Annotated in this window: 13 protein-coding genes and 1 riboswitch; of the genes, 6 read left to right on the top strand and 7 right to left on the bottom strand. The window is 66.4% G+C overall.

The window, feature by feature from the left end; genetic code table 11:
• Position 1: 1 nt before the first annotated feature.
• From ACZ46K_RS16760 to ACZ46K_RS16745, 4 genes are all read right to left on the bottom strand, one after another.
• Positions 2-1,171: a glycosyltransferase family 4 protein gene (locus ACZ46K_RS16760; RefSeq protein WP_464743695.1), complete on the bottom strand. Its 1,170-nt coding sequence runs from the start codon at positions 1,169-1,171 to the stop codon at positions 2-4.
• Positions 1,172-1,234: 63 nt separating this feature from the next.
• Positions 1,235-2,566 carry a hypothetical protein gene (locus tag ACZ46K_RS16755; protein ID WP_054807717.1) on the bottom strand — a complete coding sequence of 444 codons (1,332 nt, stop codon included), beginning with the start codon at positions 2,564-2,566 and terminating at the stop codon, positions 1,235-1,237.
• A 66-nt stretch (positions 2,567-2,632) separates the two neighbouring features.
• Complete coding sequence (locus ACZ46K_RS16750; RefSeq protein ID WP_054807718.1) at positions 2,633-3,679, bottom strand: C40 family peptidase; 1,047 nt, start codon at positions 3,677-3,679, stop codon at positions 2,633-2,635.
• A 184-nt stretch (positions 3,680-3,863) separates the two neighbouring features.
• Positions 3,864-4,436 (bottom strand): C40 family peptidase, encoded by a 573-nt coding sequence (locus ACZ46K_RS16745; protein WP_464749358.1) that lies wholly within the window; start codon positions 4,434-4,436, stop codon positions 3,864-3,866.
• A 15-nt stretch (positions 4,437-4,451) separates the two neighbouring features.
• A riboswitch (cyclic di-AMP (ydaO/yuaA leader) is annotated at positions 4,452-4,615 on the bottom strand.
• 446 nt (positions 4,616-5,061) lie between these two features.
• On the opposite strand from ACZ46K_RS16745, the gene ACZ46K_RS16740 reads away from it, so the two are divergent.
• Both ACZ46K_RS16740 and ACZ46K_RS16735 read left to right on the top strand, forming a co-directional pair.
• Positions 5,062-6,819, top strand: coding sequence for a DEDD exonuclease domain-containing protein (locus ACZ46K_RS16740; RefSeq protein WP_464743694.1), 1,758 nt, complete (start codon positions 5,062-5,064; stop codon positions 6,817-6,819).
• Between the two features lie 50 nt (positions 6,820-6,869).
• Positions 6,870-7,145: an Lrp/AsnC family transcriptional regulator gene (locus ACZ46K_RS16735; protein ID WP_054806289.1), complete on the top strand. Its 276-nt coding sequence runs from the start codon at positions 6,870-6,872 to the stop codon at positions 7,143-7,145.
• A gap of 76 nt (positions 7,146-7,221) precedes the next feature.
• Here ACZ46K_RS16735 and trpD read toward each other — a convergent pair whose 3' ends face one another.
• Together trpD and ACZ46K_RS16725 are read right to left on the bottom strand one after the other, a co-directional pair.
• Entirely contained in the window at positions 7,222-8,298 is a 1,077-nt protein-coding gene (gene trpD, locus ACZ46K_RS16730; RefSeq protein ID WP_464743693.1) for an anthranilate phosphoribosyltransferase, read from the bottom strand.
• Positions 8,299-8,397: 99 nt separating this feature from the next.
• Entirely contained in the window at positions 8,398-8,856 is a 459-nt protein-coding gene (locus ACZ46K_RS16725; protein WP_464743691.1) for a hypothetical protein, read from the bottom strand.
• Positions 8,857-8,994: 138 nt separating this feature from the next.
• On the opposite strand from ACZ46K_RS16725, the gene ctaE reads away from it, so the two are divergent.
• The 4 genes from ctaE to qcrB all read left to right on the top strand — a co-directional run bounded on the left by ctaE (position 8,995) and on the right by qcrB (position 13,350).
• Positions 8,995-9,609, top strand: coding sequence for an aa3-type cytochrome oxidase subunit III (gene ctaE, locus ACZ46K_RS16720; RefSeq protein ID WP_054806290.1), 615 nt, complete (start codon positions 8,995-8,997; stop codon positions 9,607-9,609).
• A gap of 104 nt (positions 9,610-9,713) precedes the next feature.
• Positions 9,714-10,550: a cytochrome bc1 complex diheme cytochrome c subunit gene (gene qcrC, locus ACZ46K_RS16715; protein WP_464749356.1), complete on the top strand. Its 837-nt coding sequence runs from the start codon at positions 9,714-9,716 to the stop codon at positions 10,548-10,550.
• Entirely contained in the window at positions 10,547-11,674 is a 1,128-nt protein-coding gene (qcrA, locus tag ACZ46K_RS16710) for a cytochrome bc1 complex Rieske iron-sulfur subunit (protein WP_464743689.1), read from the top strand. The genes qcrC and qcrA overlap by 4 nt, the downstream gene beginning before the upstream one ends.
• The gene (qcrB, locus tag ACZ46K_RS16705; protein WP_464743687.1) at positions 11,671-13,350 is read left to right on the top strand and encodes a cytochrome bc1 complex cytochrome b subunit; all 1,680 of its coding nucleotides are present in this window, start codon (positions 11,671-11,673) and stop codon (positions 13,348-13,350) included. The genes qcrA and qcrB overlap by 4 nt, the downstream gene beginning before the upstream one ends.
• Positions 13,351-13,945: 595 nt before the next feature.
• On the opposite strand, the gene ACZ46K_RS16700 is transcribed toward qcrB, so the two are convergent.
• Entirely contained in the window at positions 13,946-14,362 is a 417-nt protein-coding gene (locus ACZ46K_RS16700) for a cytochrome c oxidase subunit 4 (RefSeq protein ID WP_464743685.1), read from the bottom strand.
• Between the last annotated feature and the right edge of the window lie 14 nt (positions 14,363-14,376).

The following is a 14,376-nucleotide window of genomic DNA, read 5'->3' as shown; positions in this document are numbered from 1 at the left end:
GTCACCCCGCGGTTCGGTGCACGGCTCCCGGTCGGTGCGGCGTGCCGCTCAGAAGCTCTCGCAGCTTGGCGCCGAGTACGTCCCAGCGCCACTCTGTCGACACCCACCGACGACCGGCAGCTCCCATTGCCGCGGCCCGGTCGGGATCGGCGAGGACGCCGCTGACCGCAGTCGCGACCGCCGACACCGAAGTTCCGTCGACGACGAACCCGGTCTCCCCGTCCCGGACCGTCTCGGGAGCCCCGCCGGATCTCCCTGCGACAACCGGGACACCTGTGGCGGAAGCCTCGAGGTAGACGATCCCGAGACCTTCCACATCGAGCCCGGCACCCCGGGTGCGACACGGCATCGCGAACACATCCGCGATCGTGTGATGCGCTGCCAACTCCGCGGCGGGTACACCGCCGGTGATGACGACGTGGTCCTCGACACCGGTCTTGCGGGCCAGCTCACGAAGTGTGTCCTCGTACGGGCCGCCACCGACGATGACGAGCACAGCGCCGTCGATGCGAGCCCGGATCTCCGGCAGTGCGCGGATCAGGATGTCCTGCCCCTTCCGCGGCACCAGCCTCGACAGGCACAGCACCGTCGGCCGATCACCGAGCCCATATCGCGCGCGGAGTTCGGCGCGTGCCGCCGGGTCCGGCCGGAACACCTCGGTGTCGACACCGGAGGGCAGGTGCTCGAGACCGGCCTCGGGACCGAACGCCGCCGCGAACCGGCCTCGGGTGTACCGGCTGACGTAGGTGACCGTGTCGGTCTCGTTGCCGATGCGACGCAGCGCCTGCCGACCACCCGGCACCATCGACCAGCCCACTTCGTGACCGTGGGTGCTCGCCACGATCCGGTCGGCACCGGCGCGGCGCAGCACCGGCGCCAGCAGCGCCAGCGGTGCGGCAGCGCCGAACCACGCCGTGTCACACCCGGTATCGGCGAGCAGACGAGACGCCCGGCGGGCGACGGCCGGGGTCGGCAGCATCAACGTCGTCGGATGTCGCACGACTTCGAACGGCTGCTCCGCGTCATAGCGGATGTGACTGTCACCGCGCCAGCGCGGTGCGTATACGACGAGCTCGTCGGCCGGGAGTTGCGCCGCGAACAAGCGCAGATACGACTGGATCCCTCCCGGTCGGGGCGGAAAGTCGTTGGTCACCAGCAGCGTTCGCGACATGGCTACACCGTAGGGTGTGGGAGCCCTGACCGCGCGACGGGGCCCGGGTCGACCGAGGGTGAGTCAGACCAGGTCGGTGAGCCAGTCGCCCCATCGGTCGACGACGTCCGCCGCGCTCACCCCCACGGTCGCGGTGAATGCGTCGCTCTGGCCTGCTTCCGACACCGGCCCGTCCGCGAGTGTGCGGTAGAGGGACGTCAGTTCGTCTTCGCCGTACTCCTCGGCGAGGAACGTCGCGAGACTCCACGCGGTCTCGTAGGCGATGCGGGACCGGACCGGATCGGCGAAGTCGTCGTCGGTCGGGATCTGTGACGGCGCGCCGTTACGGGACACCTCGACCGCAAGGTTCGGGGCGATGCGGCGAAGGTCCGTACCGGTCACCGGCGATCCGGCGTCGGATCGGTAACCGATGTGGTCAGCGTATCCCTCGAGGATCCACATCGGTGACCCGTCCACGGTCTGCGGTCGGGCCGCGATGTGTGTCAACTCGTGCCGGAGTACAGCACGCAGGCCTTCCCGCGAGAGGCGACTGCCCGCTGCCGGGCTGAAGACGATGCGCCGGCCGGTCGCCTGGCCGTGCTCGGGATCGACGGCATCGGAGATCGCCACCGCCGCGATCTCGTCACCGTTGTGCGCGGTGCCCACCTGGTCGGTGAATTCGTCGCGGCTCGAGGTGACCAGCACGAGCGCCTGTTCCGGCCAGTCCGTCCCCCACACGTCCGACACCGCGTCGACCGCGGAGGGAAGTTCGTCCGCGATGTCCTCGGCGAGGGCGGCCCTGTCGGGATGAGCGAGGATCGTCGACGTGCCGCCTGCCGTCTCCGCGATCCTCACGTCGAGCGGTCCGTGATCCCACGGTCCCCTCCACGTCACGGACGCGGAATCCGGGAGCGGCCGGTCGGATGCGATCTTCCATCCGTCGCTGCGCTCGACGACCAGCACGACGACGGGTTTGTGGGTCGGCGCCTCGTCGACACCCTCGATTCCGTAGCGCAGCGACACCGTGAGCGCGAGCACGGGGTCGTCCCCGAACCGGCGGACGACCCCGTCCGGAACATCGGCGGCGGGCTCGATACCGAGTTCGTATCCGAATTCGGTCAACGGCACACCACTCAATGCCTGGGCGCGACGGATCTCGGCCTCGAGCAGCTCCGGCCCGGCGGCAGCGTCGACGACCTCAGCGAGGGCTGCGCTGTCGGCGGTGCGTACCGCGTCTGCCCAGGAGTCCAGGAGCGCCTGGAACTCCGCACGGACGTCTGGCGCGGACTGCTCTTCCACTGCCGGGGCAACGAGAAACACCCCGACCGACGCAACCGCGAGTGCCAGCCCGGCGAGCCCGATGCGCTCCCACGGCAGACGGCGATGGGTTCGAGGCGAGGTCTCCGGCGCGGGCACGCCGCAAGTGTATGTGGCGCTCGGTGCCATCCTCCGTGCCGTGTGTAGGTGGGTACCCGGCAGCGGTCAGTAGCGTCGTGCGCTGTGGAACGGGAAGCTGTCCATCGCCTGCACCTTCACCGGCACACCGAACGTGGACGCGTGGACGATGTTCCCGTCGCCCGCGTAGATGCCGACGTGTGAGGCGTCGTTGTAGAAGATGATGACGTCACCGGGTTGGAGGTTGTCGCGCGAGACCGGGGTCCCGCCCTGGGCCTGCGCCTGGCTCGAGCGTGGAACGGTCTTTCCGACCTGCTGATATGCCCAGACCACGAGACCGGAGCAGTCGAACTGGTTCGGTCCGGTGGCACCCCACACGTACGGGTCACCGATCCGGGTGAGTGCGGCACGGAGTGCTCCGGCGCCGTTGCCCGGGATGAGGTGCTCCATGATGCGGTCGGCATCGAGACCGGGAGGGAACGGCGTGCCGGCGAGGATCGACTTCTCCCCGTCGCTCAGGTTGTCGAAGGCGTCGAGGACTGCGGCGATCTGCGTCTCGAGTTCGGTTTCCTGACGTTGCAGGTCGTCGCGCAGCGTCTGCGCTTGCTCTGCCGCGACGCGAGCGGCCTCGGCCGACTTCTGCGATGCCGCCGCGGCGGCCGTTGCGGCATCGGTGGCTTGACGGAACCCTTCGATCTCGCGATCGGTCTGCGCGCCGAGTACGTCGAGCATCACCATCTGGTCGAGCAGCTGCTGGGGCGAGTCGCTGACCATCACCGCGAAGAGGCGATTGGTGCGCGAACCCCGGTAGTTGGCCTGGGCCAGCTTGTCGACGGTGGGCTTGAAGCGCGCGACCTCCGCTTGGGCTGCCGTCAGCGCGTCGCGGTCCGCGGCCACACGAGCGTCGAGATCGTGCTGCTCGGCGATCCGGGCGTCCAGTTCGATTCCGGCGTGGTGCAGAGCTTCAGTAGCCTGCTCGGACCGACGTGACAGGTCGGCGAGATGTTCGAGTTTGGCAGTGGGGCTGTCGCCGATGGGGTCGGCCACTGCAGGCGCGGAAGCGAGACCCAGAATGAGAAGTACACATGCGACGAGAGCAGTGCGAACGGCCCGTCTGGCGGGAGCGGAGAACACGAGGCTTGTCTTCCTTTCGCAAAGATCTCGATCAGGTTACGGAACCGCACAGCTCCGTGTCTACCCGCGGGTAGCGCACTGCAATTCGTTATCCGACACGTTCGTCATCACAGGCTCGCCCCGACAATGACGTGAGGGTGGACCGGCATGTCACCGATCCACCCTCACAGGCACTGCTCGTCGATCAGAAGCGGCGGGCGCCATCCACCGGCATCGAGTCGAGCGGAGCAACCTTGACAGGCTGACTCGAAGTCGAGGCATGCACGATGTTGCCGTTGCCGATGTAGATACCCGTGTGGCTGCCGCCGTAGAAGGAGACGACATCACCGGGCTGCAGTGCCCCGACCGGCACGGACTGGCCGGCAGAGGCCTGCTGGTAGCTGGTGCGAGGGACACTCAGACCCACCTGCTGGTACGCCCACTGCACGAGCCCGGAGCAGTCGAACGCGTTCGGGCCCGTTGCGCCGTAGACGTACGGGGACCCGACCTTACCGAGCGCGGCGTCGGCAGCGCGCTGGCCGACCGAGCTGAACGGCGCGGAGAAGGGCGCGGCGGGAGCAGCTTCAGGAGCGGGTGGGATGAGGTTGGTGACCTCCGGCGGGAGGGTCACGCCGGGGGGCAGTTCGAAGGAACCGACACCGGGGATGTTGAGGGGCTCCGCCATCGCCGGACCGGCGGTGACAGTGACTGCACCGAGCGCGAGGGCGCCGGCGACGAGGGCGCGACGTACTGCGCGTTTGTTGTTCTGCGAGACCACGAGGGGTTGTTCTCCAATTCTTCCGTTCATCCGCCGACCGAGTTAGCTGACGGATTCGGGCCGGAAGATCAGCCCTACCCCTCTCCGCGAGTGCGGTGGAGGGGATTCACCCCAGTAACGCGTGTGGGTCCCCGGCTCGGACACTCGAGGTCGAGCGGCCGATTAGGCGGTTACCTCGCGGCTCCGGCCCTCGGGAGTGGGCCGAATGAACTATTCCGCTTGGTCTCAGGAAGGTTACGAAACTGCATCGCCGAGGCCAACCCGAACTCGCCGAAAATGCGTCTAAAGTCCGTTTTGGTAATTTTGGGACCAGCACCGCCAACATTTGATAACAGCTCGATAACGGAGCGGAGGGTGACCGCCCCGACTTCGACGCTCGAATCCGCATGGCAGTGCCGCACGTCCACAGCGTTGTGACTCATCCCAGCTCAGGGCGTCGATCAAAGCTCTCGTACACCCCGAGTCGGCGGACCGGACGCTCCACACGGGCGCCCTCACCGCACGGAGAGGCATCTCGCAGGAACCCTGCGCGATCGGCCGTTGAAATGCAGGTGTGATCCTCGTCTCACCATGCGCGGGAAGTCCGGATCCGGGGCGTGTCGGAGGCGGTTTCTACGCTCAGCGCATGACGTCGTCCCCCACCGGTTCCGACACCCCCCACGGTGTCCAGCTCAGCTTCGACGAACTCGACACTCCTCTACGTGACACCACCTTCGTTGTGGTGGATCTCGAGACCACCGGGGGACGTTCCGGTGACGACGCCATCACCGAGATCGGGGCGGTCAAGGTGCGCAGCGGTGAAGTTCTCGGCGAGTTCGGGACCCTCGTCGACCCGGGCCGGTCGATTCCACCCGAGATCGTCCGACTCACGGGTATCACCACCGCGATGGTCTATCAGGCTCCTCGCATCGAGGAAGTGCTCCCCGCGTTCCTCGAATTCGCCACCGGTTCGGTCCTCGTAGCGCACAACGCCGGGTTCGACACCGGCTTCCTCCGCGCGGCGGCGATCCAGTGCGACGTGGCATGGCCGCGGTTCCCTGTCGTCTGCACCGTCAAACTAGCGCGACGGGTCCTCGGGCGCGACGAAGCGCCGTCGGTGAAACTCTCCGCACTCGCCGAACTGTTCAGTGTGTCGACACAGCCCACACACCGCGCACTCGACGATGCACGCGCGACCGTCGACGTCCTCCACGCACTCATCGAGCGGGTCGGCAACCAGGGGGTCCACAGCCTCACCGAACTGCGCGACTACATCCCCGCCGTCACGGCCGAACAACGCGCCAAACGCACGCTCGCCGCTCACCTGCCACACCGGCCCGGCGTGTATTTGTTCCGAGGCCCGTCGGACGAGGCTCTCTACATAGGTACGGCCGTGGATCTACGGCGACGCGTCCGGAATTACTTCACCGGTTCGGAAACCCGGCCGCGGCTCCGCGAGATGGTAGCTCTGACCACCCGCATCGACCACGTCGAATGCGCCCACGGTCTCGAAGCCGGCGTACGCGAACTACGACTGCTCGCCGCCCACACTCCCCCGTACAACCGTCGTTCCAAATACCCCACCCGAGGGTGGTGGATCACACTCACCGACGAGCCGTTCCCGCGCCTGGCGATCTCGCGTACCCCGTCGACCGATGCACTCGGCCCCTTCTCTGCCCGGAACGCAGCCGCCGACGTAGCCGCCACCCTCGCTGAATTCAGCGGGCTGCGCACGTGCACGCGCCGGATCGGCCGATCGGCGCGCCACGGCGACCGCTGCCTACCCGACGCGGTCGGTGCCTGTTCCGCAGCCTCGTTCGGTCCGCAGAGCCCCGACGAGTACTCCACTCAGGTCCAGCGGGCGCGTGCTCTGCTCCGCGGCCACGACACCTCCGTGATCGCGAGGGCGCGGAAGCGCATCGACGAGTTGGCGGGCCAGGAACTGTTCGAGAACGCGGCACGACTACGCGACCGGACCGCCGACGCGGTCCGTGCGCTAGGGCGCACGCAGCGCCTCGCGGCGCTCGCAGCCATCGACGAACTGATCGCGGCCCGTCCCCGTGCCGAAGGCGGGTGGGATTTCGCCGTGGTGCGCGCCGGCAGGCTCGCGTCGGCAGGCGTCGCGGAACGTGGTGTGCGTCCCATGCCGGTCGTCGCGGCGATCACGGCGAGTGCCGAAACGGTACTGCCCGGTCCAGGTCCGCTACGGGGCGCACCCGCAGAAGAGATAGGACTGCTCGCACGGTGGCTGGACTCCGACGGGGTGCGCATCGTGCAGACCTCCCACGGATGGTGCGAGCCTGTCGACGGTGCCGGCCGGTGGAGCGAGTGGGCCGAGCTGGCGCGCGAGGCACGCGATGCGTCCGGGGCGGTCCCGGAACCGGATGCCCACCGCATAGGCTGATCGTCACCGGAGGAAGACCTGCGTCACCGGAGTACAGACAAGGAGCCCCCATGATCAATGCCATCGTTCTGATCGACGCCGACGCTCACCGCATCCCGGAAACCGCTCGAGCGGTAGCCGACCTCGACGGGGTCGACACGGTGTACTCGTGCGCCGGGGACGTCGATCTCGTGGCGATTGTGCGTGTCCGCGACCACGAGCAGATCGCCGAGGTGGTCACGCGGGGCATCAACAAGGTCGAGGGCGTGAGCAAGACGGTCACGCACATCGCGTTCCAGTCGTATTCGAGCGCCGACATCGAGGCCGGCTTCTCCATCGGAAACTGACCGCCCTCGAGTACATACGAATCAGGTGGTGCCCGCCCCGCGGGGCTGGCACCACCTTCAGTTCAGTGCAGCCGGGTCAGCGCTGCGCTTCGGCCCCGAGCCGAGTCGTCACTGCCGCCCACTTCTCGAGCAGCTCCGCAGCCGCACCGCTGTCGATTGCGGTCGCGGCCACCTCGAGTCCGGCGGCAAGCACATCCTCGAGCCCGCCGTCGATGCCTCGGAACGCGGCGATCGCGCCCGCGGCATTGAGAAGTACTGCGTCACGGACAGGTCCGGTCTCGCCTGCGAGGCAAGCCCTCGCGATCACCGCATTCTCTGCGGCGTCGCCGCCCCGGAGCGCTTCGAGCGGCACCCGTGCGATCCCGAGCCTCGTCGGATCGAGGGTCCGGACCTCGACCGCACCTCTGCGCACGATGTGCACTGTCGACGTCGTCGACGTCGTCAGCTCGTCGAGGCCGTCATCGCCACGAACGACCAGCGCCGAGTTGCCGCGCTGCGCGAGCACACCCGCAATGGTCGGAACCAACGATTCGAAGGCGCAGCCGATCAGCCCGGCGCGGGGACGCGCAGGGTTCGTGAGCGGACCGAGCACGTTGAACACGGTCGGGATGCCGATCTGCTTGCGCGGTGCAGCCGCGAAGCGCAGCGCCGGGTGATACACCGGCGCGAAGCAGAACCCGAGACCTACTTCCTCGAGCGAGCGTGCAACCTGCTCCGGACCGAGATCGATGTGTATCCCGAGTTCCTCGAGCACGTCGGCACCGCCGCTCTTCGACGAGGCGGCCCGGTTGCCGTGCTTGACCACCCGGATACCTGCTGCCGCAACCACGAGCGCTGCCATCGTCGAGATGTTCACCGTGTTGGCGCGGTCGCCGCCGGTTCCGACGATGTCGACCGTGTCGTCATCCACCGGTACCAGGTTGGCGTAGCCGAGCATCGTGTCGGCGAGTGCCCGCAACTCCTCGGGCGTCTCGCCCTTCATCTTCAGTGCGACGCCGAACGCCGCGATCTGTGCGGGGGTCGCGTTGTCGGAGAAGATCTCGTCCATGGCCCAGACGGCCTCGGGTCGCGTCAGATCACGACCTGCGGTCAGAGATCCGAGTACTGCGGGCCAACTGGCAACCACCTCGTCCGCCGTCTGCCTCGCGTTCATCGCACCCACCCTTCGCCACATCCGACTCGCTGTCGGGGCACTGTTGTGCCCTCCGCCCGGAAAGCTTAGTCAGGCACTGTCAGGCGGCTGCGGGCCGCGTCACTCGGGTTGGAGCGCGTCCCACCCGAGGGCGTCGCCCCCGAGACGTTGCGCGAGCGAGGCCATCCGCGACTTCTCCTGAGCGCAGTGCACCGCGTCGAGGATCTGAACCCGCTGCAGCACTAGAGAGAGCCGAGTCCCCCCGTCCCTGGACGACCGGAGAGACGACACCGGGCCGGCAGGGGCGGCGGCGGTGTAGCCGTCCTGACCGGCCAGCACGAGAGCCTCCTCGACCGCCTCCGCGGGCAACTCCAGATGGTGCCTCAGGACCGCATCGTCGGATTCGGTCCAACGTGGTGTCCCGTGTGCGCCGCGATCGAGCGCGGTAGAGCATGCCTCCGCGTCGTCGAAGGATTCGACGACCACCACGAGATCCGCTCGGGTGGCGTCGAGAGGCTCGGGTCCGCGCCGGGTCAGGAACCGGCGAATCCTCCCCAGCACGTCCGGTTTTTCACTCATCCCGCTACCTTCACATCCGTCACACCGAGAACGCATCGCGGGCCTGATCTCGGCGTTCCTTGCACTGAGAGCAGCAATGACGCGCCGATTTCGGCCCCGATTGCCCATGACTTACTACGACGGGTCATACTAGCCAGCGTGACGAGCGCAGTAGGGACTTCAGGATCTGCAATCACACAGCGCGTGCACTCGTTGAACCGGCCCAACCTGGTCAGCGTCGGCACCATCGTGTGGTTGTCCAGTGAGCTCATGTTTTTCGCAGGGCTCTTCGCCATGTACTTCGTGGCACGGGCACAGGCGCCGGAAGGCATGTGGCCTCCGCCGCCCACCCATTTGAACCTCTGGTTGGCAGTGCCGATCACGGCGGTACTGATCGCCTCGTCGTTCACCTGCCAGCTGGGTGTGTTCGCAGCAGAACGTGGCGACGTATTCGGCCTACGACGCTGGTACCTCATCACCCTCGCCATGGGCACGTTCTTCGTGCTCGGCCAGGGCTACGAATACATCACGCTGGTCCAGCACGGGACCACCATCCCGGGCAGCGTCTACGGCTCGGTGTTCTACATGACCACCGGCTTCCACGGTCTGCACGTGATCGGCGGACTCATCGCATTCGTGTTCCTGCTGTTCCGTACCAAGGTCAGTAAGTTCACCCCCGCGCAGGCCACCGCAGCCATCGTCGTGTCGTACTACTGGCACTTCGTCGACATCGTGTGGATCGCGCTGTTTGCCACGATCTATTTCATCCGTTAGCCAGCTGAACGCTTAGGCAGCCCCCTGACGTCCAGTCAGTCCCGACTTACATATAAGGGATACAGATGAGTTCATCCCCACCACTCGCACCCGAGGGTGACGACATGCCCGGTCGATCCTCGGCAGCCTCTGCTGCCACGTCCCGCCGTCAGCGCAAGTTCAGGCGCCGCGTCACCGGCGCCTTGGTGCTCGCCCTCGGTCTCCTCAGCGCGGGCTTCCTTGCCTCTGCGCTGACGCCCGACCCGCAGGTGGCCACTGCACAGGACGACCAGAGCGCATTGATCCGCGAGGGCCAGCAGCTCTACGAAACGTCCTGCGTGACGTGCCACGGCGTCAATCTGCAGGGCATCGAGGATCGCGGCCCCACGCTGATCGGCGTCGGCGAAGCCGCGGTTTACTTCCAGGTGTCCTCCGGCCGTATGCCGGCGGCTCGCAACGAGGCTCAGGCAGAGCGTAAGAACCCGAAGTTCGACGCCCAGCAGACCGACGCTCTCGGCGCCTTCATTCAGGCGAACGGTGGCGGACCGACGGTCATCCGCGACGAGAACGGGGAGATCGCCCAGTCCTCGCTTCGCGGCAACGACATCGGACGCGGCAGTGAACTGTTCCGTCAGAACTGCGCTTCGTGCCACAACTTCACCGGCCGTGGTGGAGCACTTTCGTCCGGCAAGTTCGCCCCCAATCTCGATCCGGCCAACGAGCAGCAGATCTACGCCGCCATGGTCACCGGGCCGCAGAACATGCCGAAGTTCTCCGATCGTCAGCTGACGCTCGAGGAGAAGCAAGACATCATTGCGTACATCAAGTCCGCCAGCGAGACTCAGGATCCGGGCGGATACGGCCTCGGAGGCTTCGGGCCGGGCGCTGAAGGTCCCACGATGTTCGCCGTTGGCATCGTCGCGGTCGTCGGTGCCGCACTGTGGATCGGAGCAAGGTCATGAGTAGCGGCGACACGCCGAACAAGCACTCGATCGAGAATCTCGATCAGATGAGCCGCGACGATCTCGTCGAGCTCGGCACGAACCTCGACGGCGTCGATGTCGTGTTCCGCAAGGATCGGTGGCCCGTCGAGGGCACCCGCGCCGAGAAGCGCGCGGAGCGCAATGTGGCAGCGTGGTTCATCCTGGCCGGCATCGCAGGTCTTGCGTTCATCGGCATCTACCTGTTCTGGCCGTGGGAATACCAGAGTATCGACGACCCGCAGTACGGCTGGTACAACCTCTACACCCCGCTGCTCGGCCTGAGCCTCGGTCTGTCGATCCTCGGAATCGGCGTCGGCGCAGTCCAGTTCACCAAGAAGTTCATCCCCGAAGAGGTGTCGATCCAGGATCGGCACGACGGCCCGTCGTCCGAGGTCGATCGCAAGACGATCGTCGCCGAGCTGGCCGACTCGCTCGAGACCTCGACGCTGACCCGCCGCAAGCTGGTCAAGCGGACCGCGATCTTCGGTGGTGGCGCACTGGGCGTCGGACTGATCATGCCGCTCGGCGGACTGATCAAGAATCCGTGGGCAGAGGGCGACGAGTCGTCGCTCTGGGTGTCCGGTTGGACTCCCCGCTACCCGGGCGAGACCATCTACCTGCGCCGCGACACCGGTCGTCCGCAGGACATCGTCCTGGTGCGCCCCGAGGACCTCGACGCAGGCGGCATGGAGACGGTCTTCCCGTTCCGTGAATCCGACCGCGGAGACGACCACGCACTGCTCGACGGCCTCCGCGGTATCCGTAACGCCGTCATGCTCATCCGTCTGCGGACCGCAGATGCCGAGCGTGCCATCAAGCGCAAGGGCCAGGAGAGCTTCAACTACGGCGACTACTTCGCCTTCTCGAAGATCTGCACCCACCTCGGTTGCCCGACCTCGCTGTACGAGCAGCAGACCAACCGGATTCTCTGCCCGTGCCACCAGTCGCAGTTCAATGCACTCGAGTACGGCAAGCCGATCTTCGGTCCCGCTGCTCGCGCTCTTCCGCAGCTGCCTATTACAGTGAACGAAGAGGGCTTCCTCGTCGCCGGCGGCGACTTCATCGAAGCTCTCGGCCCGGCATTTTGGGAGCGTCGCCCGTGAGTACTGCAACTCAATCACACGCTGCGAAGGCAGGCGAGAACCTCGACTCGAGGTATCACCTTTCTGCAGGCATCCGCCGTCAGATCAACAAGGTGTTCCCCACACACTGGTCGTTCCTTCTGGGTGAAGTCGCCCTGTACAGCTTCATCATCCTGTTGATCTCCGGTGTCTTCCTGACACTGTTCTTCGACCCGTCGCTGGCCCACGTGACCTACGACGGTGTCTACACGCCGCTCCGCGGTGTCGGTATGTCCCGCGCGTACGAGACGACACTGAACATCTCGTTCGAGGTGCGCGGCGGTCTGTTCGTCCGACAGATCCACCACTGGGCAGCGCTGATGTTCGCGGCGTCGATCATCGTCCACCTGCTTCGCATCTTCTTCACCGGCGCGTTCCGCCGCCCGCGTGAAGCGAACTGGGTCATCGGCTCGCTGCTGCTGATCCTCGCGATGTTCGAGGGCTTCTTCGGATACTCGCTGCCCGACGACCTGCTGTCCGGCACCGGCCTTCGCGCCGCGTTCTCCGGCATCACGCTGTCGGTTCCGATTGTCGGTACCTGGTTGCACTGGATGATCTTCGGCGGAGACTTCCCCGGCGAGCTGATCATCCCGCGCTTCTACGTCCTGCATGTGTTGCTCGTCCCGGGCATCATCCTGGCGCTGATCGCCGCGCACCTCGCGCTGGTCTGGTACCAGAAGCACACGCAGTTCCCCGGCCCCGGCCGAACCGAGCAGAACGTGGTGGGTGTGCGCATCCTCCCCGTGTTCGCAGTCAAGTCCGGCGCGTTCTTTGCGATGACGTTCGCGGTGCTCGCCCTGATGTCCGGCTTGTTGCAGATCAACCCGGTCTGGAACATCGGTCCGTACAACCCGTCACAGGTCTCCGCAGGCTCACAGCCCGACTTCTACATGATGTGGACAGACGGCCTCGCCCGCATCTGGCCGGCATGGGAGCTGTACCTGTTCGGCCGGTACACGATTCCCCAACCGTTCTGGATCGCGCTGCTGATGGGCCTGGTCTTCACGGTGCTGATCCTCTACCCGTGGATCGAGAAGAAGTTCTCGAAGGACGACGCACATCACAACCTGCTACAGCGTCCGCGTGACGTGCCGGTGCGTACCGGTCTCGGTGCGATGGCTCTCGGCTTCTACACCGTCGCCACACTCATGTGCATCAACGACCTCATCGCATACAAGTTCGATATCTCCATCAACGCGACGACGTGGATGGGCCGTATCGGACTGGTGATCGTACCTCCGCTCGCGTACTTCATCGCCTACCGGTTCTGCCTCGGCCTTCAGCGCAGCGATCGTCAGGTGCTCGAGCACGGCATCGAGACGGGCATCATCCGTCGACTGCCGGACGGCGAGTACATCGAGATCCACCAGCCGCTCGGCCCGGTGGACGACCATGGACATCCGCTGCCGCTCGACTACCAGGGCGCTACGGTTCCCAAGCGAATGAACCGACTCGGGAGCGCTGGTAAGCCCGGTCTCGGCAGCTGGTGGAGCGCGGATCCTGCCGATGAGGCGGCTGCACTCGAAGCCGCTCATCACGAGAGCGAGGCCGAACTGCGCACGATCCTGAAGGAATACCAGGACCGTGTCCACAGCGAGGCCGACGGAGAGGACTCCAAGGCGCTGTCCGACAGGGACGGCAACGGCGAAACGCACTGACGCTTCACTCGCTCGACGTTCAGAGGGCCCCGAACCGATCCGGTTCGGGGCCCTCTGGCCGTCTCGGGTCGGCGTGAGTCACTACTCAGGCAGGCGGCCTGTGCCCCCAGGTGGACGGCGCACGACCCGTCGAATCCCACGATGGTGCGCCCGCCGAACCACAACGCTCGACACGGTGAGCGAAGCGATCGGCCTGACGGCGATGGTCGGTCCCGCCGGCGCTCGCATTGCAGCCCGACTCGCGATCACGGTCAGCCGCGACACTGCGCTACGACCGCGCACGCGATCCCCGACCGGACGATCGGCGCCACGCCCGTGCTCGACATCGACGACGTCGCCATCCTCCGCGGACATTCCTCCTGCACCTCGCAGCGGCGTCGGACATCGTGCGAGCCCGCAGCACCGCGCGACGTTGCAGGAGTCACCGTGAGGAACGTGGATCTCGACGCCGGGGGATCATACGGCTGACGCCTGACCGCCGACGTCCCGAGGGACGATCAAGGGGGAGCTTCGGGTTCCCTCATCGGAGACGAACGACGGCGGGCGCCGCACCCGTTGTGGGTGCGGCGCCCGCCGTCGTGAGCTCAGTAAGCGATCAGTGCTTCTCGGGTCCGAGATGGTACTCGAACACCAGGCCCGCGGACGCACCGATGACCAGCACGACCGCGATCACGATCATCCAGCCCTGGAAGAACGCCAGGGAGATCGCAGCGAACGCAGCGGCGCCGGCCAGCAGGATCGGCCAGTAGCTACCAGCACTGAAGAAGCCCAGGTCGCCTGCACCGTCGCTGATCTCCGCGTCCTCGAAGTCCTCGGGACGCGTGTCGAGACGACGAGCGACGAATCGGAAGTAGGTTCCGATGATGAGCGTCAGCCCTGCAGACAGCACGAGCGCGGTGAGACCTGCCCATTCGATGCCCTTGTCCGACAGTCCCGTGAAGGTGCCGTACACGATGGCGACGAGCACGAAGAACACCGTGACGAGTTCGAAGATCTTGGCTTCGAGATTCATTTCAGCACTTGTCC

It is taken from the genome of Rhodococcus sp. JCM 9793 (assembly GCF_055380405.1).
The sequence above is the reverse complement of the archived record's forward strand: the minus strand, read 5'-3'. Positions and strand labels throughout refer to the sequence as shown.